The sequence below is a fragment of the Sulfitobacter faviae genome (assembly GCF_029870955.1).
Lineage (GTDB): Bacteria > Pseudomonadota > Alphaproteobacteria > Rhodobacterales > Rhodobacteraceae > Sulfitobacter > Sulfitobacter faviae.
On sequence record NZ_PGFQ01000002.1, the window covers coordinates 56,328 to 81,257 of the forward strand.

Here is a 24,930-nt window from a genome sequence, read left to right on the forward strand (position 1 = left end):
CGACCGCTTGGTCGGCCCCCGGTGTTGAACGATTATTCAGCCGCGAGGCCCTGCGGCGTGTACTCGACGCCGTTCGCCTTCTGGATCTGACGGATCACCGCCCACTGGTCCTTGTAGGTGATCGGGACGAACTTGCTCACGCCCGCGAATTCCTCACCCAGGGCTGTGCCTTCGAAGTCGAAGGAGAAGAAGGCTTCCTTGATCTTTTCCTTCAGCTCGGGCGCGAGGTCATGCGCGACACCGTAGGAGGTTGTCGGGAAGGGATCGCTTTCCCAGACGATGCGCACGTCCTCGGGGTCGTAGAGACCACGCTCGGCCATACGGTCGACCACTTCGGAGGCCACCGGGGCCGCGTCATAGTCACCCGCGACGACGCCCAGCATGGACTGGTCGTGGCTGCCCGAATAGGTCACTTCGTAATCCTCACCCGGCACGACGCCCAGATCGGGGAAGAGCGCGCGCGGCGCTTGGTTGCCGGAGTTCGAGGTCGGCGAGGTATGCGCGATGCGCTTGCCGGCCAGATCCTTCATCTCCTTGATGTCGCTGTCGGCCTGTGTGTAGACCTGCAGCTTGTAGCCGAACTGACCGTCCTCGGCACCCATGATGGCAAAGGGCTCAACGCCTGCGAGGTTCACGGCAAAGGGCGTGGGACCGGTGGAGAAACCGGCGATATGCAGGCGGCCCGAACGCATCGCCTCGACCTCGGCGGAGTTCGACTGCACGGCGAAGAACTGCACGTCCTTGCCGGTCACGTCCTCAAGGTGCGCGATGAAGGGGTCCAGATGTCCTCGTAGATCGCCGGGTCTTCGACGGGGGTATAGGCGAAGACCAGCGTCGACGGGTCTTTCAGCATATCGGGATCGGTCGGCGCATCGGCGACCAGATCGCCATCGGCGTCGCAGAACATCTTGTCCAAGGCGCCGCGCTCGCAATCCTCTTGCGCGAAGGCAAGGCTGCCCGTCAGTGTGAAGGCCGCGGTGAGACCTGCGGCGAATAGGTATTTATGAGACATTGCGTTCTCCTCCCTGAGAATCCGCGCATCTGGCGCGAAATACAATAATGCGCAGATACGAACATCGAACAGTTTCGTTTGCAAGCTGTTCCGGCGCGTCGGCGGACAAAATTGTCTCAAAGCTGTAACATCTCCCACCGCAAAGCGAGGAAGGCCAGTGCGCGGTTTAACCAGTCGAAACGGGGGCTTCAGAGATCGAGTTCGATCTTGCGCACCCGGTCGCGCAGCAGGGTTTTGGAAACGGTCAGCAAATGCTGCTCCATCGCAGCGGCAGCGCCAAGCGTATCGCGCCGGGCGATGGCGTCGTTCAGGGTCATGTGCTGCTCGCCCAGAACCTGTAGCGTTTCGGGGGCGTGATAGGTGCGGCGGCGCGAGGTCCATGCCACTTCGCGGCGCACCGCGCGGATGGATTCGTAGACCGTAAGGAACAGCGGATTCCGCGCCATCTCGGCGATCTTGTAGTGGAACATGTCATCCGCCGCCTCATAGGCGTCCGGGTCGCTGAGGTTCAGCGTGGCGCGCATCAACTGATCCAACCGCTCGATCTCTTGCGGGCGGGCGCGGTCGGCGGCGAGGGCGGCAAGGGCAGGCTCAACCTCTAGCCGCACTTCCATCACGTCGCTTGGCGTGACCTGTCGTGCAAGGTGGCGCAGGCTGTCGGCATTGGTCGCGGGCGGCGGTGTGGCGAATGTGCCTTGGCCGTGGCGGCGGTAGATCGTGCCGTCCTCTTGCAACAGGCCAAGCGCCAGCCGCAGCCGCGCCCGGCTCACGCTGAAATGCTCGGCCAGCGCCCGTTCGGGCGGCATCCGCCCGTCGTTCAGGATGTCCCCCTGGCGGATCGCTCCGCGCAGCCGCTCGGCCAATTCATCTTCACTTGGGGCGGACTGGGGGGTCTGTGTCATGAGTTGGAAAACGCTTCAAATAAATCAATGAACATACGCAGAGAGGTTACCATTAGGAAAATTCCAAAGGCAAACCGAAGCGCCCGGCGCGGGATGCTATGGGCTAGTTTCACACCTACATGGGCAAAGCTGGAAGTGAGCGGAATGATGATGGCCGCCGCCGCAAGGTTCACATAGCCTAGCGAGAAGGGCGGCAGCCCCTCGGCCCCGAGGCCGGTGAGCGCATAGACCACCGCACCGGGCAGGCCGATGATGAAACCGATCGCGGCAGAGGTGCCCACGGCGCGGCGGATGTCGTAGCCCAGAAAGTTCAACAACGGCACGCCAATGGTGCCGCCCCGATGCCCATCATCGCCGACAGCCCGCCGGTGACGACGCCGAGAATCGCCCAGATCGGTTTGGCAAAGCCGCGCGGCGTGGGGTCGTCCTTGGTTTTGCGAAAGATCATATCGAGGGCAACGAGTGCGGCCACGGTGGCAAAGACGCCGACAAGGATCAGCCCCGAGACATAGCCCCCCAGAAGCGCGCCGATCACGACGCCGATCAGCAGCGACGGCGCCCAGAGTTTCAAAAGGTCCATATCAATCGCGCCGCGTTTGAAGTGACCATAGCCCGAGGACAGCGAGGTAAAGACGATTGTCGCAAGCGAGGTGCCCACCGCCACCTGCATGGTGATCGCCGGGTCCATCCCCGCCGTCGACAGCGCAAGATAAAGCGCGGGCACGATCACGATGCCGCCGCCCACACCAAGCAGCCCCGCAAGGATGCCGCCAAAGACCCCGGCGGAAACCGCAATGGCGAGAAGGGGCAGAAGCTGGCTGAAATCGAGCGCGTTCATATGGTTAATCTTTCTTTGTCTCTAAATCTGTCGCCAGCGACCGGCTGGGCTTGCCCGCCGCCTTGCGGGCCTCTTCGGCGCGGGTGATCGCCGCATCAATCGGCGCGCGGTCCGAGGTGCCCGAGAAATTGTCGAGGCTCGGCATCGCTTCGGCCACATGGAGATAGCGCTCTCCGGCGACGTCGAACAGCCGGTCAAGTTCGCTCAGCGGATCGCCATGATCATCGACGCGCAGGTCGAGATAAGCGTGGTCCTGTCCGCGGTGGATCACCAGCCCCGCCGCTTGACGCCCGCGCATGTCGCCGCCCGCCTCTTCGCCCGCGCGCATGGCGGCGAGCAGACGTTCGGCCATCGGCAGGTCATGGCGCGCGGCGTAGGTCTCGAACGTGGCCTCCACCACCTCCGGCCCGGTCAGCATATTGCCCGCGACGGAGTGAATGGTCCCCACACGGTGCCCGGCCCAATCGACACAGCCCGCGCCGGTATGCGCGGCGAAGTTTCCTTGGGCATCGAGCATGTGACACTGGCGGATGTCGCGCCCCGCATCGCGGGCGGCGAATTCCTTCAGCAGTGCTTCGGCGGGGTCGCCGCTTTCCAGCATGCGCCGGCCTTCGGTCCCCCAGAGCGGGTTGACGAAAGCCTGTGTGGCCACGGCGACGCGCCGCCCGATGTAGGGCACGGCGGCACCGCAGGCGAAAAAACGGCTGGCCACGGCGATGCCAATCTCTTGGCTGTCCGGATCACGGGCAATGATGGAATAGGTCATGGGTCAGCGTCCTACGGCATAGGCCTGCATCAGGCGGGGGGTCGCGGCGGCGTGAAGGCTGCCATCAGGGTTGCGCAGCGCAGCGGTCATTCGGCCCACCGACCATGGCTCGGCCACGGTAACGATATGCCCCCGGGCGCGCAGCGCGTCGATCACTGCGGGGCCGACATTGGGTTCGATCATCATCTCGCCGGGCAGGGCTTGGCGGGGGAAGAAACTGCTTTGGAAGTGCAGCGTGTGGAACAGCGGTGCGTCCATCCCCTCTTGCAGGTCGAGGCCGTGGTGCACGAAACGCAGGAACCAGATCAGCTGCCATTGGTCCTGCTGGTCGCCGCCCGGCGTGCCAAAGACCAACTGCCGCCCATCGGCATGTTCGGCAAAAGAGGGGGTCAGCGTGGTGCGCGGACGCCGTCCGGGGGCGAGGGAGGTGGGCAAACCCCGCTCAAGCCAGAACATCTGCGCGCGGGAGTTCAGTGGAAAGCCAAGCCCCGGCACCACCGGATTGCTCTGCAACCACCCGCCCGAGGGCGTGGCCGAGACCATATTGCCCCACCGGTCGATCACATCGAGATGCACGGTATCGCCGCGTTTCTCGGTCAAATGCGCCATCGTCGGCTCTTGCGGGGCTGCGTTCTGAACGCCGAAATCACGGGCCGCGCGTTCGATATAGCGCTCGGCCAGATGCTCCAGCCCCGCGATCACGCCGGGGCGCTGCTCAAGCGATGCCTTGCCGTTCACCAGCTTCGCGCGTTCCGCGTTATAGGCATCAGAAAGCAGTTCTTCCATCGGGATGATGCTCTGCTCGGGGTCGCCGTAATAGGCCTCGCGGTCGGCATAGGCGAGTTTCATCGCCTCGATCACCGTATGGGTAAAGGAGGCGCCCATCGGGTCCATCGCGGCAAGATCGAAATGTTTGAGGATGGCGAGGGTCTGCAAGAACACCGGGCCTTGCGACCAAGCGTGGGTCTTATGCACCGTCCAGCCGTGGTATTCGTAGGTCAGCGTGTCTTCGTAGCTGGCCTGCCATTTGGCCATGTCCTCGCGCGCCAGAAGGGCGCTGTTCTTTTGCTCGGACACGTCATGCACGCAGGCATCTTCGAGATAGTCGAAAATCGCATCTGCCACGAAACCTTCGGACCAGATTTTGCGCGCCGCTTCGATCTGTGCGCTGCGGTCTTCGCTTGTGGCTTCGGCCTCGCTGACCAAACGCTCATAGGTCGCGGCCAGATCGGGGTTCTTGAAGTTGGCGTTCGGCTCAGGCGCCGCACCGCCGGGCGTCCAGACCGCGGCGGAGCTGGGCCATTCGGCGGCGAAATATTCGGCCAGCCCCTTGATGGTGTTCGACACGCGCGGCAGCACCGGATGCCCGTCGCGGGCATAGTCGATCGCCGGTTGCATCACCTCGCGCAGACCCATCGTGCCATGGTCGCGCAGCATCAGCATCCAGCCGTCGAATGCCCCCGGCACCACGGTAGAGAGAAGACCCGAACCGGGGATCAACTTGAGACCCAGAGCCTCGAAATGCTCCAGCTTGGCGGCGGCGGGGCTGACCCCTTGGGCGCAGACAACCTTGGTCGTCTGTTTCTCCGCGTCGTGAAAGATGATCGGCAGGTCGCCCGCCGGGCCGTTCAAATGCGGCTCGACCACTTGCAGGACAAAGCCCGCGGCGACAGCGGCGTCAAAGGCGTTGCCACCTTTTTCAAGGATGCCGAACCCCACGGTCGAGGCGATCCAATGGGTCGAAGTGGTGACACCAAAGGAGCCGCGGATCTCGGGGCGGGTGGTGAAGGGGGTCATGTCGTCTCCGGTCAGTGTTCGCGTGGGTCGAGCGCGTCGCGCAGCCCGTCGCCCAGAAGGTTGAAGCCAAGCACAACCATGAAGATCGCGATGCCGGGCCAAAGCGCCATCCAAGGCGCCTGATTGAGGAAGTTCTTCGCCGTGTTCAGCATCGACCCCCAAGAGGGCGCCGGCGGCTGCTGGCCAAGACCAAGGAAGGAGAGCGACGCCTCGGCGATGATGGCGGTGGCGACGGTCAGCGTGGCCTGCACCAACACGGGCGGCAGCACGTTGGGGAAGATATAGCGGCGCAGGATGCGCGGCGTGCTCAGACCAATGGCGCGGGCGCTTTCAACGTAATCCTCGGCGGCGACGCTCAGCACCTGACCGCGGGTCAGGCGGATGAAGATCGGCGTGGCCGAGATGCCGATGGCGATCATCGCGTTGGTCAGGCTCGGCCCGAGGAAGGCCGCAAGCGCGATGGCGAGGATCAGGAAAGGTGCCGCGAGCAATGCTTCGGTGCAGCGCGAGATCACCGCGTCGGTCCAGCCTCCGAAGTAGCCCGCCACGATGCCCAAAGGCACGCCAAGCCCAAGGGCGATGGCGACCGAGACGACCCCGGCCAGCAGGGAGGCCTGCGCGCCCCAGACCAGACGGCTCAGCACATCGCGGCCCAACTCATCGGTGCCCATCCAATGCGCTGCCGAAGGCCCCTTGCGCACCGCGCCCCAATCGGTGGCGGCGGGGTCGGGGATCGGCAGCAGCGGGGCCAAAAGCGCGATGGCGCAGAAGAAGACCACCAGCACGCCGCCCAGCATGGCGCTGCGATGGGTGCGGAACTTCTTCCAAACCCGGTTTTCCGGGCGGGCGGAGAGGACCGGATCGGCGGTGCTTTCGGCGTCGATGGTGATGGGGGTGGCAGGTTGAGCCATTATTGCTTCCTCAGGCGGGGGTTCAGCAGCACATAGGCGACATCGGCGAGCAGGTTCATGAAGATGAAGCCGACGGCGGTGACGAGGACGATGCCTTGGACCACGGCGTAATCGCGGTTGAACACGGCATCGACCACGAGCTTGCCAAAGCCGGGGATGGTGAAAATCTGTTCGGTCAGCACCGCGCCCGCGATCAGCTCACCAAAGAGCAGGGCGGTCAGCGTGACGATCGGCGTCAGCGCATTGCGAAAGGCGTGTTTCAGGATCACCCGCCGCTCGACCAGACCCTTGGCGCGGGCGGTGCGGACGTAGTCACTGCTCAGGACGCTCAGCATGGCCGACCGGGTGTGGCGCATCAGTGTGGCCGCGAGCGCCGTGCCCAGCACGAAAGCGGGCATGATCATCACGGTGATGGAGCGGATGGGGTCTTCGCTCAGCGGCACATAGCCCGAGGCGGGCAGCAGTTTCCATTTCACCGAGACCAGCAGGATCAGCATGATGCCCAGCCAGAAGTTCGGGATCGACAGGCCCGACAGCGCCACGACATTGGCCACATAATCGGTCACGGTGCCCTTCTTGACGGCAGAGAAGATGCCCGCAGGCACGCCGATCAACAGGGCAAAAATCATTGCCATCGTGGCCAGTTGGATGGTCACGGGCAGTTTCTCTCCGATCAGCTCCAGCACCGGCTGGTTGGTGCGCAGCGAAATGCCCAAGTCACCGGTCAGCGCGTTGCCGATCCAAGTGAAATATTGCACCGGGATCGGGTCGTTCAGGCGGTATTTCTCGCGCAGGAACTCCAGCACCTGCGGGTCGCGTTCTTCGCCGGCCATGGCCAGCACCGGGTCGCCCGGCAGCAGCTTTTGCAGGGTGAAGACAAAGACCGAGATCAGGATGATCGTCGGGATCGCGATCACCAGACGGCGCAGGATGAAGGACAGCATTTTGAAACGTCTCGCTCAGGGGAGGGGCACCGCCGGGACCGGCCCGGCGGTGCGGATGCAGAAGGGTTAGCCTTCTTCTTTTTTCATGCCCGCAAGGCGGATCATGCCATCAGGATAGGGGGTGAAACCGGTGATGTCGGAATCAAGCGCCCAGATCCATGTCTGGTGGTAGAGGTACACGATCGGCATCTCTTCGTTCAGGATCGCGCGGGCAGCGGTATAGCTCTCGCGGCGCACGTCTTGGTCGTTGGACTTGCGCGCCTTGTCGAGCAGCTCATCCACTTCGGGGTTCGAATATTTGGAATCGTTGATCCCGCCCTCGGTGGTCATGAACTGGTGGATGTTGCCATCGGGGTCCACCCGGCCCGACCAGCCGATCTGGCTCGCCTGATAGTCACCCGCCGACTGGTCGGCCAGCAGCGTCGCGAATTCCTTGGAGGTGATCGAGATGTTGATCCCCGCCTCGGCTGCCATGGATTGGACGACCTGCATCAGTTGCAGCGGAATCGTGGTGTTGGGCACCTGTACCTCAAGGTCGATGCCATCGGCAAAGCCCGCTTCGGCCAGCAGTTCCTTGGCTTTTTCCACGTCACGCTCAGGCACGGGATAGTCGGTGCTGTACCAAGGGGAGTTTGGCGGGAAAGGCTGGTTGCCCGCGGCGAAGGCGCCGTTGAAGACGACCTGATTGATCGCCTCGCGGTCGATCGCATAGCTCAGCGCCTGACGCAGACGTTTGTCGTTGCCCCAAGGGTTGTCGCCCTTTTCGCCATTGGCCACGTTGATCGTGATGCCCTGATAGCCGAGCGACACGGCGCTTTCCACGTTGATGCTGTCGTCACCTTCGGCCTGCGCGAGGTCGGTCGCGGCCAGACGCTCAAGCATGTCGATGTCACCTGATTGCAGGTTCGCCAGACGCACGGTGGTGTCGGGGATCGGCAGATAGGTGACGGTGTCGAAGTGGTATTCCTCGGCATCGTAATATTCGGCAAATTTCTCAAGCACGATACGGTCTTGGGCCACACGCTCTTTGAACTGGTAGGGGCCAGAGCAGACCGGGTTCAGGCCAAAGTCATCGCCCGCGGCCTCAGCAGCGGTGGGGGAGACCATCATGCCTGCGCGGTCGGCGAATTGCGCCATCAGCGTGGCATCGGCATCGGCCAGATCAAAGCGGATCTCATGGCTGCCCAGCACTTCGACGCCGGTGATGGAGGAAAGTTCGGACTTGCGGCGCGAAGTCTCCATGTTTTGGCTGCGGTCGATGTTGGCGGCCACGGCCTCGGCATCAAAGGGCGTGCCATCGTGGAAGACCGCATCGTCGCGCAGTTTCATGGTCAGCTGTTTGCCGTCTTCGGAAAAGGACCATTCGGTCGCCAGCTGCGGGATGATTTTGAGGTCGGGTGTGATGTCCACCAGCTTGTCGCAGAGCGACGCGTAGACGATGCGGCCCACGAAGGTGCGCGACTGGTCGGGGTCCAGCACATCGGCGTCCGATTGCAGCGCGATGCGCAGGTCAGCCGCCTGCGCGCCGAGGGTCGTGGCCCCCAGCAATGCAGCGGCAAGTGTCATTTTGGTCAGTGTCATGTCGAACTCTCCTGTCGTTTCAATGAGTCTGGTTCAGCCTGTTATTCTTGGTTTTGGCGGGGGCGGAGCGTGGTCCGGTCCCGCATGGCGTCTTGGTAAAGCGCAAAGCGCGCGGCGGCCCCGGGGGCACGTTCGGGCGCATCGGCAAGGCCGAGGTCCGGCGTGGCGGCGGCGATCTCTTCGAAGTAATGGCAGGCGGCGACATGGCCCTCGCCCGCGCGGGTCTCGCGCAATGAGGGCGGCTCGCTCGCGCAGCGTTCTTTGGCAAAGGGGCAGCGGGTGTGGAAGCGGCAGCCTGCGGGCGGGTTCGCCGGGCTGGGCATCTCACCCTCAAGTGCGGTCTGCGGCGCGCGCGCGCCATGGGCGGCCACCGGAATGGCCGACAAGAGCGCGCGGGTATAGGGGTGGCGCGGATGGTTATAGACCGTGTCGACATCGCCCTGTTCGACGATTTGCCCCAGATACATCACCGCCACACGGTCGCTCATATGGCGGATCACGGCGAGGTCATGGGCGATGATGACCAAGGTGAGCCCCAATTCATCGCGCAGATCGCCAAGCAGGTTGATCACCTGCGCCTGTACCGAAACGTCGAGGGCCGAGACCGGCTCATCCCCGATCACCAGTTTCGGGGCCGAGGCCAGCGCCCGCGCGATCCCGATTCGCTGCCGCTGGCCGCCCGAGAATTCATGCGGGTAGCGTTCGGCATGTTCGGGGCGCAAACCGACCTTGGCCAGCAGTTCGGCCACTTTGCCGCGCCGCTCGGCAGCGGACATCTGGGGGAAATGGGTCTCCAGCGGCTCACCGACCAGCTTGCCGACGCTCATGCGCGGGTTGAGCGATGAGAAGGGGTCTTGAAAGATGAACTGCATGTCCCGGCGCAGGGCGGTCAGATCGCGCCCCGAAAGGCTGCGCACATCCGCCCCGTCGAACTTCACATCGCCCTCGGTCGGCGTCAGCAAGCGCATCAGCAGCCGCGCAAGGGTCGATTTGCCGCAACCGGATTCGCCGACGATGGCAAAGGTCTCGCCCCGGCGCACGTCAAAGGAAACGTCATCGACCGCCTTGACCGTGGCCCCTTTGGCCAATCCGCCGCCCGAGGTTTTGAAATGTTTCTTCAGCCCGCGCGCTGTCAGGATTGTGTCACTCATGCGCTCTGCTCCAGATGTGTCTCCAGCGGGGCGAAATGGCAGGCCACGGCATGCCCCCCCTCCAGCGGCGCAAGCGGCGGCTCCTGCGCGCAGATGGGCTGGGCGAAGGGGCAACGCGTGGCAAAACGGCAGCCTTGGGGCATGTTCTGCGTCGTCGGCACCATGCCCGGCACGGTCGCCAACCGTCCACGCGGACCGCTGAGTTGCGGGATCGAGGACATGAGGCCGATCGTGTAGGGGTGCTGCGGGTCGTTAAAGATGCGTTCCGCAGGGCCGGTTTCGACGATCGTGCCCGCGTACATGACGGCCACGGTATCCGCGATTTCGGCCACCACGCCAAGGTCATGGGTGATCATGATCGTGCCCATATCGGTCTCGGCCTGAAGGTCGCGGATCAATTCGAGGATCTGCGCCTGAATGGTCACGTCGAGGGCGGTCGTCGGCTCATCCGCGATCAAGAGCGCGGGGTCGTTGACCAAGGCCATGGCGATCATCACCCGCTGGCGCATGCCGCCGGAGAGTTGATGCGGGTAGTCGCGCATTCGCTTTTCTGCCGCCGGAATGCCGACCCGCTTGAGGATCGCCAGCGCCTTGTCCTCAGCCTCGGACTTGCTGGCGTCGCTATGGGCCAGCACGGCTTCGGTGATCTGGTCGCCGATGCGGAAGGCGGGGTTGAGCGAGGTCATGGGCTCTTGAAAAATCATTGTCATCCGACTGCCGCGCAGCTTGCGCATGGCAGTGTGGTCGGCGATGTCGAGCTTCTGACCTTCGAAAACCATCTCGCCCGAGCGGATGGTCGCCGCACCGGCCGGCAGCAAGCCCATCATCGCCAGCGAGGTCACGCTTTTCCCACAACCGCTTTCCCCGACGACGCAGAGCGTCTTGCCCGGGTGGACGGTAAAATTCACATGGTTGATCTGGTCGCTCGGCGCGCCGCGAAAGCGCAGGCTGAAGTCGCGCACTTCGAGCAAAACCTTGTCGGGACCGGTGTCGGGGCTGGGCAATGGACCGCTTTCTTGAACCAATATCAGATTGGTCGAGTATGCGGTTGCAACTTTCTTGCTGTCAATCCGGCGATTGCAGTTTTTGAAAAAGCCATTTGAGGTCAGTCTTTTGGCGGGAATTGTGCCTGATATATCGGCGTTGGCGCCTGATTTTTGGGCGATTTGTTGCGGCGGTTGGGTGCGCGGTTGGCGCGGGGTGGCGCTTGGGGAGAGTGCGGAAGGTATTTGAGAAAGGATGAAATGAAGGGGGGTGGCGCGCTTTGGGGGCTATAGCGCTATTGTAGGGCGGGGGATTTGTTGCTTTATCGAGGGGGAGCCATGAACATCGAAAGGGCGGCATCCCCGCATGACCAGCAAACCTAAAACGGCGGAACGCAAGCGCGGGTCCGGGGCGCAATTTGTCTATTCCATCCTGCGCGATGAGATACTCGATCTGACCCTCTTGCCGGGCAGTCCGATTGACGAGATTCGTCTTTCCGAGCGGCTGTCGATGTCGCGCACGCCGATCCGCGAGGCTTTGGTGCGGTTGGCTAGCGAGGGGTTGGTGACCACGCTGCCAAACCGTTCGACCGTGGTGTCGAATATCGACTTCATGAACCTGCACACTTTCTTTGACGCGATGACATTGATGTACCGTGTCACCACGCGTCTTGCGGCGCAGTTTCATACGCCGGCGGATATGGCCAATATTCGCGCGCGGCAGGTGGAGTTCGCCAAGGCCGTGTCGGCACAGGACGCGCTGTCGATGATCGCGACGAACCGGGAGTTCCATGCCGAGATCGCCCGGGCGGGGCGAAACCCCTATTACGAATCGCTTTGTCTGCGGCTTTTGGATGAAGGGCGCCGGTTGCTGCGGATGTATTACCAGTCCTTCGACGATCAGCTTCCCAGTGAGTATGTGCAGGAGCATGAGGATCTGATCGCGGCCATCGAGGCGCGCGACATCGGCCTAGCGGATTCTTTGGCCGCGACCCATGCGGATCAGATCGTGCGGCAGATTCAGGCGCTGATTTCGCGGGATCGGCGGCAGCAGATCGACCTTTAATTATAGGTAAACGCGCCTTTATCGGGCCGTCATAGGGGCTGTGCAGATTTTATGTCGACAAATAAAATACAATAGCTAAGATGCAGCCAAGCCCGGCGGTATCGCGGCCGGTTTCTATGATGGAGAGATATATGACCCCTTCGATTTTTTCCGGCTGCATCCCGGCCCTGATGACCCCCTGCACCGAAGACCGGAAACCTGACTTCGACGCTTTGGTGCGTATGGGCGAAAAGCTGATCGCCGATGGGATGAGCGCGGTGGTCTACTGTGGGTCCATGGGTGATTGGCCGCTGCTGACCGATGCAGAGCGGATGGAAGGCGTCGAGCGCCTTGTTGAGGCGGGCGTGCCGGTGGTTGTGGGCACGGGGGCCGTGAATACGAAGCTGGCCGCCGAACATGCGGCCCATGCGCAAAAGGTTGGCGCAAAGGGGCTGATGTTGATCCCCCGCATCCTGTCGCGCGGCACCTCGGTTGCCGCGCAGAAGGATCACTTCAAAAAGGTTCTCTCGGCGGCGCCTGAGCTTCCTGCCGTGATCTACAACAGCCCCTATTACGGTTTCGCCACCCGGGCCGATCTGTTCTTTGCGCTGCGGGCCGAACATTCCAACCTTGTCGGCTTCAAGGAGTTCGGCGGCGCGGATGATCTGCGCTATGCGGCGGAGAACATCACCAGCCGGGATGATGAGGTCACGCTGATGATCGGTGTGGATACCACCGTCTTCCACGGTTTTGTCAATTGCGGCGCAACTGGCGCGATCACCGGGATCGGCAATGTGCTGCCGCGCGAAGTGTTGCATCTGGTTGCCCTCAGCCAAGCTGCGGCAGCGGGCGATGCCGAAGCGCGCCAGCGGGCACAGGAGCTTGATGCGGCCCTTGGTGTTCTGTCCTCCTTCGACGAGGGGCCGGACCTCGTGCTTTATTATAAGCATCTGATGGTGCTCGAAGGCCATGCGGAATATGCATTGCATTTTAATGAGACCGACGCGCTGACCGACAGCCAGCGCGGCTATGCCGAGGCGCAGTATAAGCTTTTCCGCACATGGTATGCCGATTGGAGCCAGCAGGGCGGGGCGGTCGCCGAATACGCCGCTTAATCTCCTTAGCCACCTCTCCCCGGCTGGGCAGGCCCGTCGCATTTGCGGCGGGCCTTTTGCGTTCGTAGCAAGCCTTTCGAAGAAGATAATTGCAAACGCATATAAATGTGACTAGCATCTTTGCAGGGACAACGCATCGGGAGTGGGTGCGCCATTTGAGGGAGATTAATTGAAATGAGTGCTACGGATTTAATGCGTGATTTCGGCGCGATGCTCGCCTCGGGCGGGGTTGAGGTCGTCGATTGCTCAGGCGTTTTGGGGCCGGATACGCCGATCCTGCAACTGCCCGCCGATTTCGCCAAGCCGACGCCGAAGGTCGAGATTCACAAGATCAGCGAGTATGACGAAGACGGCCCCTTCTTTGCCTGGAACTGGATGGTGCTGGGTGAACATTCGGGCACGCATTTCGACGCGCCGCATCATTGGATCACCGGCAAGGATTACGACGACGGCTTCACTGATACGCTCGACGTGCAGCGTCTGGTCGCCCCGGTCAATGTGATCGACTGCTCTCAGCAGGCGCAGGAAGACACGGATTTCCTGCTTGATGCCAAGGGCATCAAGGAATGGGAAGCCGAGTATGGTGAGATCGGCGAAGGCGAATGGGTCGTCATGCGCACCGATTGGGACGCGCGCGTCGATGACGAGGCGCGGTTCCTCAACGCCGATGAGACCGGGCCGCACAGCCCCGGGCCGACCCCGGATGCGATCCAGTACCTGATGGAGAAGAAGATCGTCGGCTGGGGCACGCAGTGCATCGGCACCGATGCGGGGCAAGCGGGCGGGATGGAGCCGCCCTATCCGGCGCATAACCTGCTGCATAAGAACAATTGTTTTGGTCTGGCGTCACTGGCCAACCTCGACAAACTGCCGCCGAAGGGGCGATCCTGATCGCCGCGCCGTTGAAGATCAAGAACGGCACCGGCAGCCCCATTCGGGCGCTGGCACTGGTGCCGAAGGGCTGATCGGTGACGGATACACCACCTTCCGGGGCCGAGAACGCGCCGCTGGATCGGATGGGGCTCGATAACTTCGCGCCCTATCTGATGAACCGGATCATGGGGCGGTACAATGCCGCCCTGTCGGCGGAGATGGCGGCACTTGGCCTGACCACGCCGCAGATGCGCTCGCTCGCGGTGCTGTCGGTGACCGACGGCATCCTGATCCGCGAGTTGGCGGTTTACGCGGTGGTGCAGCAATCGACGCTGAGCCGCGCGCTCGACGCGCTGGTGCGCGACGGTCTGGTCCGGCGCGAGACCGATGCCAACGACAGCCGCGCCACGCGGGTCTACCTGACCGATCAGGGGCGCGAGGCATATGCGCGGCTCTGGCCGCATATGGCGCAGGCCTATGAGGCGATGTTCAAGGGCATCGGTACCGAGGAGAAGGCGGCCTTTGTGGCCACCTTGCAGACCATGCTGCGCAACATTCGAAAACACGATTTCTGAGAGGGTCCGATGGCCGAACGTTCGTTCAAGGCAGAGGTGGAACATCTGCGCAAGGGAGACGGCGACGTCTTCACCGGCGAGGGCATCCTTGCGATCACCAAGGCGCTCTTGGAGAACGGCGTGGGCTACGTCGGCGGCTATCAGGGTGCGCCGATCAGCCACCTGATGGACGTGCTGGCCGACGCCGAGGAGCTGATGGGCGAGCTGGGCGTGCGCTTTGAGGCCAATGCTTCCGAGGCCGCGGCGGCGGCGATGCTGGCTGCGTCCGTTCACTATCCGATCCGGGGGGCGGTGACCTTCAAGGGGCCGGTGGGGGTCAACGTGGCCTCGGACGCGCTCGCGAACCTCAGCTCGTCGGGCGTGACCGGCGGCGCGCTGGTGATCGTGGGCGAGGACTACGGCGAAGGCTCCTCGATCATGCAGGAGCGCAGCCACGGCTTTGCCATGAAATCGCAGTTCTGGATGCTCGACCCGCGCCCGAACCTGCCCTCGATCACCAAGGCGGTGAAGGACGGGTTCGAGCTGTCCGAGGCCAGCAACACCCCGGTCATGCTGATGGTGCGCATCCGGTCCTGCCACGTCACGGGCAGTTTCGAGACCCGCGACAACCAGCGCCCGCCGCTCACCGTGGCCGAAGCGGCGGCGAACCCGCAGTCGGATTTCAACCGCGTGGTGCTGCCGCCGATGTCCTACCTCCACGAGAAGGACAAGATCGAGAACCGCTGGCCGGCCGCGGAGACATTCATCCGCGACAACAAGCTCAACGAATTCTTCGGCCCCGAGAAGGCGCCCCTGGGCATGGTGGTGCAGGGCGGCATGTATAATTCTGTCATCCGGGCATTGCAGCGGCTGGGGCTCGCCGACATACACGGCCAGACCGAGGTGCCGCTCTACGTGCTGAACGTCACCTACCCGCTTTTGCGCGATGAATTCGACGACTTCTGCGCGGGCAAGGAGCATGTGCTGGTGGTCGAGGAAGGCCAGCCCGACCACATCGAACAGCAGCTTGGCTCCTACCTCTACAAGCTCGACCGCCGGGTGAAGCTGCACGGCAAGGACGTGCTGCCGATGGCCGGGGAATACACCGGGCAGGTGCTGCTGGATGGTCTGGCGGCCTTCCTCAAGATCGCGGCGCCCGAGATGCTGCCCGGTGCCGTGCGCGCGCCCAATGCCGAGGCGCCCGCGATCCCGGACCTGTCGCAAACCGTGCCGATCCGCCCGCCGGGCTTCTGCACCGGCTGCCCCGAACGCCCGATCTTCGCGGCGATGAAACTGACCGAGCAGGAATTGGGCAAGCACCAGATCACCGGCGACATCGGTTGCCATCTCTTCGGCTGCCTGCCGCCCTTCGAGATCGGCGGCTCGACCATGGGCTATGGCCTCGGCCCCGCCTCCAATGCGGCCTTTGATGGCGGCGGCGACAAGCGGGTGATCTCGATCTTGGGCGACGGGGGGTTTTGGCACAATGGTCTGTCGACCTCCATCGGCAACATGGTGTTCAACAAGTCCGACAGCGTCGCGGTGATCGTCGACAACTACTATTCCGCCGCCACCGGCGGGCAGGACGTGATGTCGTCGCGCGCGCATAACGACACGAAAAGCACGAACAACCCGATCTCCAAGGCGCTCAAGGGCGTCGGCGTGGAATGGGTGCGCCAGATCGACCGGACCTATGACGTGGGCAAGCTGCGCGAGGTTCTGCGCGAGGCGCTGACCACCGATTACAAGGGGCCGAAGGTCATCGTGGCCTCCTCGGAATGCATGCTCAACAAGCAGCGCCGCGAGAAGCCGAAACGCAATCAGGCGATTAGGGACGGCCGCCGCATGGAGGTGCCGCGCTTTGGCGTCGATGCGGATGTCTGCACCGGCGATCACGCCTGTATCCGTCTCTCGGGCTGTCCCTCGCTGTCGCTGAAACGGCTCGATGATCCGCTGCGCGACGACCCGGTGGCGCATATCGACCAGACCTGCGTCGGCTGCGGCAACTGTGGTGAGGTGGCGGATACCGCCGTGCTCTGCCCGTCCTTCTATCAGGCCGACGTGGTGCACAACCCGACGAAGTTCGAGCGTTGGCGGGCCGAAAAGACCGGCCAAATCATTCGCTGGTTGCAAGACCGACGCGATGCGAAACGGCTGCGCAACGAAGGAGTGGCGACATGAACATGGTGCTGCCGCAAAAGACCCCCGATGCGCGGGTCGAGAAGATCATCAAGCTTGCCGTCATGGCCGTGGGCGGGCAGGGGGGCGGCGTGCTCACCGGCTGGATCGAGGCGATGGCCCGGGCCGAGGGCTACGTTTGTCAGGCGACCTCGGTCGCCGGCGTGGCGCAGCGCACGGGGCCACGATCTACTACGTCGAAATGGCCCCCAAGGGCGCGCTGGACCCGGTCTTCGCGCTGGCCCCGGCGGCGGGCGACGTGGACGTGCTGGTCGCCGCCGAGATGATGGAAGTGGGCCGCGCCGTGATGCGCGGCTTCGTGACGCCGGACCGGACGACGCTGATCGGCTCGACCCACCGCGCGCTGGCGGTGAGCGAGAAGATGGCACCCGGCGACGGCATCGCCGACGCCGATGAAGTCCGCGCGGCGGCCGAGATCGCGGCGCATAAGCTGGTGCTTGAAGATATGGAGGGGCTGGCCGTCGGCGCGGGTTCGGTCATCTCGGCCTCGCTCTTCGGCGCGCTTGCAGGCTCCGGCGCGCTGCCGTTTCCACGTGAGGCCTATGAGAATGCGATCCGTGCCGGCGGCAAGGGGGTGGAGCCCTCGCTGCGCGCCTTCGCCGTGGGCTTTGACGCGGCGCAGGGCAAGCTGCCCGAAACACCGCAGACCCCCGAGGAAGAGATCAAACCGTTCAGCCTCGTCGGGCCGGAGAAGTTGCAGGCCGAATGGGCCGCGCTGGTGGACCGGGCCGACCGCCTGCCCGAGCCGGTGCGGGACCTCGCGCTCGCCGGGCTGGCCAAGGTGGTGAACTTTCAGGACTGCGCCTATGGCGCGCTGTATCTCGACCGGCTCGATACCGTGTTGGCCCGCGATGATGCCGCGCAGGGCTGGGCGCTCTCGGCGGCGGCGGCGAAATACATCGCCAATGCCATGGCCTATGACGACATCATCCGCGTGGCGGACCTCAAGACCCGCGCCCCGCGTCTGTCGCACATCCGTCAAGAGATGCGCGCGGGCGACGAGAACCTGCTGCAACTGACCGAATATTTCCACCCCCGCGCCGAAGAGATCGCGGGGCTCATGCCCGCGCGGCTCGGCGCTAAGGTGGAGGCGAGCGAGACGTGGATGGCCCGGCTGAACCGCTGGTTCGACAAGGGCCGCCGTCTGCGCACCGACCGGCTGCCCGCCTTCCTGATGCTGCATTTCCTCGGCGGCCTGAAGGGCTACCGGTTGCGCACCCACCGCCATGCCCTCGAGGTCGCGCATCTGGAGAACTGGCTGCGCCGTTGTTTGGCCGAGGTGGAGAGTGACTACGTCCTTGCCGTGGAGTTGTTGAAATGCCGCCGCCTGATCAAGGGCTATTCTGACACCCACGCGCGGGGTCTGGGGAAGTTCGACCGGGTGATGAATGCCGTCGACCTGCTGCGCGGGCGTGACGACGCGGCGGAGTGGATCGCGCGGCTGCGCGAGGCGGCGTTGCAGGATGCGGATGGCAAGGCGCTCGACGGGGCCATCGCGACCGTTCGATCCTTCGTGTGAGATGCCCGTTTTCTAAGCGGTCGCGGGGCGGATCATGCGCAGAGCGGCCTCCGGCGCCCGCATCGCAGTTGACCAAAGGTCAGCACCGCGCCTAGCTGGGCGCAGTCAAGGGGACCGCTGCCATGGAACTATCACATCTCATCGCCTTCAACATCGCGCTCATCGCGTCGATCCTCAGCCCCGGCCCGGCCTTTCTGATCGCGTTGAAAACGACGCTGAGTTCGGGGCGGCAGGCGGGCGTTGCCGTGGGGGCTGGCCTCGGCCTTGTGGCGTCGTTCTGGACCCTCGCCGCGCTCTTGGGGTTGGAGGCCGTCTTCCTCGCCTTCCCATGGGCCTATGCCATCGTGAAAACCGTGGGCGCAGCCTACCTGCTCTATGTGGCCTACGGCATGTGGCGCGGGGCGCGGGCACCGGTGACAAGCACGGTGACACCCGCCCGCCATGCGTTTCGGCAGGGGCTGATGATCAATATCCTGAACCCCAAATCGGTGCTTTTCGCCGCCGCGGTGCTGGTCGTCATCTTCCCCGAAGGGATGCGGCTGAGCGAGAACCTCTTGATCGTCGCCAATCACCTGATCATCGAACTGGCCTTCTACACCGCATTGGCCTTCGGCATGAGCCGCCCTGCCGTCAGCCAAGGCTACCTGCACGCGAAGGTCTATTTCGACCGCATCGCCTCGGCTGTGCTGGGGCTTTTGGGGCTGCGGCTGCTGCTTGCGCGTTAAAGTTCGGCCTCCCACCGGCGCGACAGGCGCATGGCGCCGTTGATGATGCCGACCATGGAGTAGGTCTGGGGGAAGTTGCCCCAGCCCTCACCAGTGGCAAAAGCGGTGTCTTCGGACATCAGGCCAAGGTGGTTGCGCGCCTCCAGCAGCTCTTCGAACAGTTTGCGCGCTTCCTCTTCGCGGCCAATCCGCGCCAGCGCGTCGATGCGCCAGAAGGCGCAGACGTTAAAGCCCACCTCCGGCACGCCGAAATCATCAGCCTCTTCGTATCGCAACATGAAGGGGCCGCGGCCCAGCACTTCGGAAAGACGTTCGACCGTGGCGATGAATCGCGGGTCTTTCGGCGGCAGAAAGCCGACCTCGCCCATCAGCAAAACGCTCGCGTCGAGGGTGCTGCCGCCGAAGCTTTCGACAAAGGCGCCGCGTTCCTCGGACCATGCGTTGTCGAGGATCTTGTCGCGGATCACCTTGGCCCGCTCGGCCCAAAGGGCGGCGCGGTCGTCCAATTTCAGATGCCGTGCGATCTTGGCCAGACGGTCGCAGGCGGCCCAGCACATCAACGACGACGAGGTGTGAATCCGCGCCCGGCTGCGCAATTCCCAGATGCCCGCATCGGGCTGGTCGTGCAGCTCCCAGGCCTGTTCGCCGAGCGGCTCCAACTGCTCATAGGCGGTGCGCCCGGTGTTCATCGGCAGCCGGTGATCGAAAAATGCCGGGGCGGCGCCGAGGATGATATTGCCATAGGTGTCATGCTGGAAATGCTCATGCGCCTGATTGCCGATCCGCACCGGACCCATGCCACGAAATCCCTGTAGACTAGGCGAGATACGTTCGGTCAGCGCCGTCTCAAGCCCCAGCCCCAGCACCGGCTGGATATGCCCGCCCTCGGCATCGGCCACGGCGTTCATCAGCCATTGGAAATAATGTTCCAGCGTGCGGGTGGCGGCGAGGCTGTTGAGGGCGCGCACGGTGAAAAACGCATCGCGGACCCAGCAATAGCGGTAATCCCAGTTGCGCCCAGAATCCGGTGCTTCGGGCAGCGAGGTGGTGATCGCGGCGATCACCCCGCCCGTGGCCTCGTAGCTGCACAGTTTCAACGTGATCGCGGCGCGGATGACGGCCTCCTGCCACTCGAAAGGGATCGCCAAACGCTGGGTCCAGCGCTGCCAATAGCGGGTCGTCTTGGTGCGGAAGGTGGTGCCGATCTGCTCAGGGCTGTCCGACAGGGTCTCATCGGGGCCGAGGATGAAGGTCATCTCACCTTCGAGATTGATCATCCGCCCGTCGAGCACATGATCAATCGGCGCATCGGTGGTCAGGCGCATGTTCTGCTCTGGCCCGACGAAACGCACATGGTTGGAGCCGCGGGTGAGGGTGGGGGCCACTTCCCCCATTGAAAGCGCGGCTTCAGCCGCATCCGCACACGGGGAGAGCCTTCGATACGCCGCACCTGCCGCACCAGCATCTGCGGGCGAAAGCTGCGGCCATAGGCGGTGAAACGGGGGCAGAAGTCGACAATCTCGACCGCGCCTTTGGGGCTGCGCAACACGGTGCGCAGGATCGCGGTATTGGGCAGATAGCTCTGCTCGCTCTCGGTCATGTCTTCGAGTTCGACGGCAAATTCCCCGTCGCCCTCTTGGCCCGCGCCATGGCCCATCAGGCTATGAAAAACCGGATCGCCGTCGAAACGCGGCAGGCAGAACCAGTTGATGGCCCCTTCGCGGCTGACCAGCGCCGCAACCGCGCAATTCCCGATGACACCCAGATCCATAAGTCCCTCTTTTCTATTCATGATGCGCCTGCCGGGCGGGCCGGATCAGCGCAAAATCTCTTCCAGCCAATCGGCAAAACCGGCCACGTCTTCGATGCGATGTTGGGCTTCGGTCGGGCCTTGGCCGATCTTGATGCCAAAGCCACCCATGGCCTGCGCCGCGCGAAAGCCGTCTTCATCCGTCACGTCATCGCCGACCATCACGGGCAGGCGGTCCGCAAAGGCGGGAGAGGCCATGAACCGCGCCACTGCGCCGCCCTTGTCGACACCTTTCAAGGCGACCTCGCTGACCATCTTGCCATGCAGACCGCGCAGGCTGGAGTCTTCGCCGACCAGCGTATCGACGAAGCCGCGACAGGCGTCTTCTTGATCCGGGGCCTTGCGGTAATGCAGCGCGATCGCGCCGGGCTTGCGCTCGGATGTTACCCCATGCAGCACGGCGAATTCCTCGACCCGGTCGATGACCGGGGTGGGGATGCCCGCGCTCTGCTCCGGCGCGTGATCGTCCGCGGTGCTGAGCCGCAGCTCCAGCCCATGCGATCCCGAGACCGGCAGGCGCAGCGCGCCCAAGATACGGTCCACATCCGCCATGGCCCGGCCAGAGATCACCGCCACCGCCCCATCGGTCTTTGCGACGAGACGGGTCAGCAGATGGCGGGTCGCCTCCGGCAGACAGGCGTCTTCGGGGTTGTCGACAATGGGGGCGAGCGTGCCGTCGAGATCAAGGAAGAACGCATGGCGCTCGACCGGGATCACGGGCGGCAGATTGCGGGGCGACAGGGTGGTGCTATCCATAGGGGCCGGTCTATCCGTTTCGTTGCACGGGCGTTCCCCCAGAAACCTATGCGCCAGCGCAGCGAAATCAACGGATTTATGCTGCAACTGCGCAGAGATGCGCGATGTGCGCCGCGGGAACCCAGCCGATGCGCCCGCGTTGATCAAAACGGGGGCAGGCCCCAGACGCCACCCCGCCTATCGCAATCGGAACCCCAGATGACCGCACCGTCGACGCTCAGGTACTACCCCGACAGCAAACCCGGCATCGCTCGGCGGCGCTGCGGGCGGGGTTTTTCCTATCACGCGCCCGATGGCCGCTGCATCAAGGACAAGGCCGAGCGGGCGCGGCTGGTGAAACTGGCCGTGCCCCGGCATATGAGCGGGTCTGGATCAGCCCCTATGACAACGGTCACCTTCAGGCGACCGGCTTCGATGCGCGGGGCCGCAAGCAATACCGTTACCATCCGCTTTGGTCCGAGGCGCAGGCGCAGGAGAAATACGCAAGCCTGCCCGAGTTTGCCGAGACCCTGCCGCGCATCCGCCGCCGCGTGCGCCGTGATCTCAAGGAGGAGTTGGGCGAACGTGATTTTGCGCTGGCCGCCGCCGTGGCGATGATCGACCGGCTGTCGCTGCGCGTCGGCAATCAGGTCTATGCTGAAACCAACCGGACCTATGGCACGCTGACCCTGAAACGGCGGCATCTGGTCCTGCGCGATGGGAAGTTGCAGGCGTCTTTCATGGCGAAGGGCGGCAAACGGGTCCGCCGCCAGATCGCCAACCGCACCCTGATGCGTGCGCTGGAGAAAATTCGCGACCTGCCCGGCGCGGACCTGCTGACATGGCTCGACGAGGAGGGGCAGCCGCGCAGTCTGACCTCCACCGCGCTGAACGATTACATCGCCGAGGCCGCTGGCACCGAAGGCTTCTCGGCCAAGACCTTTCGCACTTGGGCCGGGTCCGTCGCCGCCTTCGACGTGGCGCTGAAAGAGGACAAGCCCAGCATCAAAGCCATGGCCGAAGCCGCCGCCGAACGGCTGCACAACACGCCCACCATCGCGCGTAACAGCTATATCCATCCGCAGGTGATCGAACTTTGCCAGACCCCGCAAGACTTGCCGGACCCGCCCGATATCGACGATATGACCCAAGCCGAACGGGGGCTGCTGGCCTTTCTGCGCGCGAAGACGTGAACTTGAATTGACAATTCGGGCGAACTTTCACCGCGCTCACGCATTGTTAACATGAGTAGCGCTGTTAACATGAGTAGCGCTGTCGCCCGACGTTAGAAGGACCAGAATTTCATGAGCGATACAGGTCGGCCAACCCTCAGCGGCGTCCTAGATGAAATGGAGCATCTTTCCGGCGGCGCGGATCGGCAAATCACCGTGGAAGAGATCATTGATTGTCTGGGCAAACATTCCTTTGCCTCGACTATTCTTGCTTTCAGCCTGATCTCAACCTCACCCGCCAGCGGCATTCCGGGGATCACGGCTTTCATCGGATTGGTGGTGCTGTTTCTGGTGGTGCAGATGATCTTTGGCCGCGACAGCCTCTGGCTGCCCGGTTTCGTCATGCGCCGCGACATCGCCGCGAAGAAACTCCGCGAGGGGGTGCGATGGCTGCGCCGCCCGGTGGATTTCGTGGACCGCTATCTGCATGAGCGCTCGACCTTCATCCTGCACCGCCCGTGGATTTACCTGCCCCTGTTCATGGTGATGGCCCTCTCGATGTTCATGCCCTTCATGGAGGTCGTGCCCACTTCCGGCTCCATCGCGTCGGCGATGATCGCCATCTTCGCGGCCGGCTATCTGATGCGCGACGGGCGGGTGGTGATCCTGTCGATGATCCTGATGTCGCTGCTGCCTGTGGGGGTCGCGTGGTTCTTTCTTGGGCGCTGAGAAATTAATTCCGGCCCTAGGCCATTCTGCACCTGCAAAAGATTTGACCAAAGGCGCTCAAGCTGGGAACCTTTACCGACCTAAACCATTAAACCGTTAGTGGTGGTCGGCGTTCCGCCTAATCAGGCTCGGCGACCGAAAATGATTGTTCCCGAGGCATAAAATGGCTGGCAGATTAATTGTAATCTCAAATCGCATCCCATCGGAGGCCGCCCCTTCCGGTGGGCTGGTTTATGCGCTGCATGAAACCCTGCGCAAGATCGGCGGCATTTGGATCGGGTCGCACCCCGAAACCACGGAAACCCCCGCCAACAGTCTCAGCGAATATGGCGATCAGGGCAATTACACCCGGCTAAGCTTTAGCCTAACCCCCGAAGATTACAAGAATTTCTACCTCGGCTTCTCGAACTCGGTGCTTTGGCCCGTCTGTCACCGCCGCGGCGATCTGGTCAAGCTCGACCGCGGGTTCGAGCGGGGCTATTGCGCCGTCAACGCGCGCCTTGCCCGGCAGGTGATGGAGGTGGCCGAGCCGGACGATATGATCTGGGTTCACGACTATCATTTCTTCCCCCTCGCCACAGAGCTGCGCAAGCTGGGCTTCACCGGTAAGATCGGGTTTTTCCTGCATATTCCCTTCCCCGCCTTGGGCGATATGGGCGCCCTCCCGCGGGAGGCCAATCTGGCGCATTGGCTGGCGGATTATGACCTTGTGGGCCTGCAAACCCGCGCCGATGTGGCCCGCTGTCTTGAAATGTTCCGGGCTGAAACTGATTCCGAATTCCTAATGGATGGCACGATCAAATGCGGCTCCCGCGCGGTGGCGCTGCGGTCTTTCCCCATCGGCATCGACGTGGAGACCTTTGTGAAGGCCGCGCAGGGCGGCAGCGCGCAGGACCGTCTGGCCGACGATATGGCGGGTGACATCGTGATCGGCGTCGACCGGCTGGATTACTCCAAAGGTCTGCCCAACCGCTTCCGCGCCTTTGGCCGCTATCTCGAAACCCGGGATGAGCGGGAACGCCGGGTGAGCATGGTCCAAATCGCCCCGCCCAGCCGGGAGGAAGTCGCTGCCTATCGCGAGTTGCGCTACGAGTTGGAAGAGCTTGTCGGTCGCGTGAACGGGGAGCATGGAGAGATCGACTGGACCCCGCTGCGCTATATCCACCGCAACCTTGATCGCAACCTTTTGGCCCGTCTCTATCGCCGGGCGCGGGTCGGGATCGTGACGCCCTTTGCCGATGGGATGAACCTTGTGGCCAAGGAATATGTCGCCGCGCAGGACCCCGAAGACCCCGGTGTGCTGATCCTGTCGCATATGGCCGGCGCTGCCGAGGACCTGACGGATGCGATTCAGGTCAACCCCTATGACATCGAAGACATGAGCGAAGCGCTCAAGACCGCGCTCGCCTTGCCGCTGGAAGAGCGCAAGCGCCGCCATGCCAGCTGCATGGCGCAGGTGCGGGCCACGGATGTGAACCTCTGGAGCCAGCATTTCGTCGACGCTTTGAAAGCCTGCAAGCCGACGCTCGTGGTCAAGCCCCGGGCGCGGGAATGGACAGACGCCTAGCG

General features: G+C 63.5%; 21 protein-coding genes and 4 pseudogenes. 12 read left to right on the top strand and 13 right to left on the bottom strand.

Annotated features, from left to right (window positions below; translation table 11 throughout):
- Window positions 1-32: 32 nt before the first annotated feature.
- The 10 genes and pseudogenes from phnD to CUR85_RS16875 all read right to left on the bottom strand — a co-directional run bounded on the left by phnD (window position 33) and on the right by CUR85_RS16875 (window position 10,906).
- A pseudogene (gene phnD / locus CUR85_RS16830) lies at window positions 33-1,012 on the bottom strand (phosphate/phosphite/phosphonate ABC transporter substrate-binding protein).
- 188 nt (window positions 1,013-1,200) lie between these two features.
- Complete coding sequence (locus tag CUR85_RS16835) at window positions 1,201-1,914, bottom strand: FadR/GntR family transcriptional regulator (protein ID WP_067266482.1); 714 nt, start codon at window positions 1,912-1,914, stop codon at window positions 1,201-1,203.
- Window positions 1,911-2,752 (bottom strand): annotated as a pseudogene (locus CUR85_RS16840) (sulfite exporter TauE/SafE family protein). The gene CUR85_RS16835 and the pseudogene CUR85_RS16840 overlap by 4 nt, the downstream one beginning before the upstream one ends.
- 4 nt (window positions 2,753-2,756) lie before the next feature.
- Window positions 2,757-3,518, bottom strand: a complete 762-nt coding sequence (locus tag CUR85_RS16845) for a DUF1028 domain-containing protein (protein WP_067266469.1) — start codon at window positions 3,516-3,518, stop codon at window positions 2,757-2,759.
- 3 nt (window positions 3,519-3,521) lie between these two features.
- Entirely contained in the window at window positions 3,522-5,315 is a 1,794-nt protein-coding gene (locus CUR85_RS16850) for a gamma-glutamyltransferase family protein (protein ID WP_209273828.1), read from the bottom strand.
- 11 nt (window positions 5,316-5,326) lie between these two features.
- A complete protein-coding gene (locus tag CUR85_RS16855; RefSeq protein ID WP_197470871.1) occupies window positions 5,327-6,226 on the bottom strand; it encodes an ABC transporter permease in 900 nt (299 codons plus the stop codon).
- Window positions 6,226-7,170 carry an ABC transporter permease gene (locus tag CUR85_RS16860; RefSeq protein ID WP_067264018.1) on the bottom strand — a complete coding sequence of 315 codons (945 nt, stop codon included), beginning with the start codon at window positions 7,168-7,170 and terminating at the stop codon, window positions 6,226-6,228. Before CUR85_RS16860 ends, CUR85_RS16855 begins: the two co-directional genes overlap by 1 nt.
- A gap of 66 nt (window positions 7,171-7,236) precedes the next feature.
- Window positions 7,237-8,751 carry an ABC transporter substrate-binding protein gene (locus tag CUR85_RS16865; RefSeq protein ID WP_136720361.1) on the bottom strand — a complete coding sequence of 505 codons (1,515 nt, stop codon included), beginning with the start codon at window positions 8,749-8,751 and terminating at the stop codon, window positions 7,237-7,239.
- 41 nt (window positions 8,752-8,792) lie between these two features.
- Window positions 8,793-9,902 carry an ABC transporter ATP-binding protein gene (locus tag CUR85_RS16870; RefSeq protein ID WP_067268486.1) on the bottom strand — a complete coding sequence of 370 codons (1,110 nt, stop codon included), beginning with the start codon at window positions 9,900-9,902 and terminating at the stop codon, window positions 8,793-8,795.
- Window positions 9,899-10,906 carry an ABC transporter ATP-binding protein gene (locus CUR85_RS16875; protein ID WP_067268484.1) on the bottom strand — a complete coding sequence of 336 codons (1,008 nt, stop codon included), beginning with the start codon at window positions 10,904-10,906 and terminating at the stop codon, window positions 9,899-9,901. The genes CUR85_RS16870 and CUR85_RS16875 overlap by 4 nt, the downstream gene beginning before the upstream one ends.
- A 28-nt stretch (window positions 10,907-10,934) precedes the next feature.
- Here CUR85_RS16875 and CUR85_RS16880 point away from each other — a divergent pair, with 28 nt between their 5' ends.
- The 9 genes and pseudogenes from CUR85_RS16880 (at window position 10,935) to CUR85_RS16915 (ending at window position 18,915) form a co-directional block, all read left to right on the top strand.
- Window positions 10,935-11,135 (top strand): hypothetical protein, encoded by a 201-nt coding sequence (locus tag CUR85_RS16880; protein WP_280322919.1) that lies wholly within the window; start codon window positions 10,935-10,937, stop codon window positions 11,133-11,135.
- A gap of 117 nt (window positions 11,136-11,252) precedes the next feature.
- Window positions 11,253-11,951, top strand: coding sequence for a GntR family transcriptional regulator (locus CUR85_RS16885; RefSeq protein WP_067268483.1), 699 nt, complete (start codon window positions 11,253-11,255; stop codon window positions 11,949-11,951).
- A gap of 131 nt (window positions 11,952-12,082) precedes the next feature.
- Complete coding sequence (locus CUR85_RS16890; RefSeq protein WP_067268481.1) at window positions 12,083-13,045, top strand: dihydrodipicolinate synthase family protein; 963 nt, start codon at window positions 12,083-12,085, stop codon at window positions 13,043-13,045.
- A gap of 192 nt (window positions 13,046-13,237) precedes the next feature.
- Window positions 13,238-14,010, top strand: a pseudogene (locus CUR85_RS16895) (cyclase family protein).
- A gap of 3 nt (window positions 14,011-14,013) precedes the next feature.
- Window positions 14,014-14,493: a MarR family winged helix-turn-helix transcriptional regulator gene (locus tag CUR85_RS16900; protein ID WP_231886456.1), complete on the top strand. Its 480-nt coding sequence runs from the start codon at window positions 14,014-14,016 to the stop codon at window positions 14,491-14,493.
- 9 nt (window positions 14,494-14,502) lie between these two features.
- The gene (locus CUR85_RS16905; RefSeq protein ID WP_067268477.1) at window positions 14,503-16,653 is read left to right on the top strand and encodes a thiamine pyrophosphate-dependent enzyme; all 2,151 of its coding nucleotides are present in this window, start codon (window positions 14,503-14,505) and stop codon (window positions 16,651-16,653) included.
- Window positions 16,650-16,937 (top strand): hypothetical protein, encoded by a 288-nt coding sequence (locus tag CUR85_RS20375; protein WP_343245482.1) that lies wholly within the window; start codon window positions 16,650-16,652, stop codon window positions 16,935-16,937. Before CUR85_RS16905 ends, CUR85_RS20375 begins: the two co-directional genes overlap by 4 nt.
- Window positions 16,853-18,190 carry an indolepyruvate oxidoreductase subunit beta family protein gene (locus CUR85_RS16910; RefSeq protein ID WP_343245483.1) on the top strand — a complete coding sequence of 446 codons (1,338 nt, stop codon included), beginning with the start codon at window positions 16,853-16,855 and terminating at the stop codon, window positions 18,188-18,190. Before CUR85_RS20375 ends, CUR85_RS16910 begins: the two co-directional genes overlap by 85 nt.
- A 122-nt stretch (window positions 18,191-18,312) precedes the next feature.
- Window positions 18,313-18,915, top strand: a complete 603-nt coding sequence (locus CUR85_RS16915) for a LysE family translocator (protein WP_067268474.1) — start codon at window positions 18,313-18,315, stop codon at window positions 18,913-18,915.
- Here CUR85_RS16915 and CUR85_RS16920 read toward each other — a convergent pair.
- From CUR85_RS16920 to otsB, 3 genes are read right to left on the bottom strand one after another with little or no spacing between them, the layout of a single operon-like run.
- A complete protein-coding gene (locus CUR85_RS16920; protein WP_280322920.1) occupies window positions 18,912-20,300 on the bottom strand; it encodes a glycoside hydrolase family 15 protein in 1,389 nt (462 codons plus the stop codon). The genes CUR85_RS16915 and CUR85_RS16920 overlap by 4 nt on opposite strands.
- On the bottom strand, window positions 20,231-20,686 hold the full coding sequence (locus CUR85_RS16925) for a trehalase-like domain-containing protein (protein WP_280322921.1): 456 nt from the start codon (window positions 20,684-20,686) through the stop codon (window positions 20,231-20,233). Before CUR85_RS16925 ends, CUR85_RS16920 begins: the two co-directional genes overlap by 70 nt.
- A gap of 45 nt (window positions 20,687-20,731) precedes the next feature.
- Window positions 20,732-21,481 (bottom strand): trehalose-phosphatase, encoded by a 750-nt coding sequence (otsB, locus tag CUR85_RS16930; protein ID WP_082852176.1) that lies wholly within the window; start codon window positions 21,479-21,481, stop codon window positions 20,732-20,734.
- Between the two features lie 198 nt (window positions 21,482-21,679).
- Here otsB and CUR85_RS16935 point away from each other — a divergent pair.
- The 3 genes and pseudogenes from CUR85_RS16935 (at window position 21,680) to CUR85_RS16945 (ending at window position 24,928) form a co-directional block, all read left to right on the top strand.
- A pseudogene (locus CUR85_RS16935) lies at window positions 21,680-22,653 on the top strand (DNA topoisomerase IB).
- A 111-nt stretch (window positions 22,654-22,764) separates the two neighbouring features.
- A complete protein-coding gene (locus tag CUR85_RS16940; RefSeq protein ID WP_067268470.1) occupies window positions 22,765-23,361 on the top strand; it encodes an exopolysaccharide biosynthesis protein in 597 nt (198 codons plus the stop codon).
- A gap of 163 nt (window positions 23,362-23,524) precedes the next feature.
- Window positions 23,525-24,928 (top strand): alpha,alpha-trehalose-phosphate synthase (UDP-forming), encoded by a 1,404-nt coding sequence (locus tag CUR85_RS16945; RefSeq protein WP_067268466.1) that lies wholly within the window; start codon window positions 23,525-23,527, stop codon window positions 24,926-24,928.
- Window positions 24,929-24,930 lie beyond the last annotated feature (2 nt).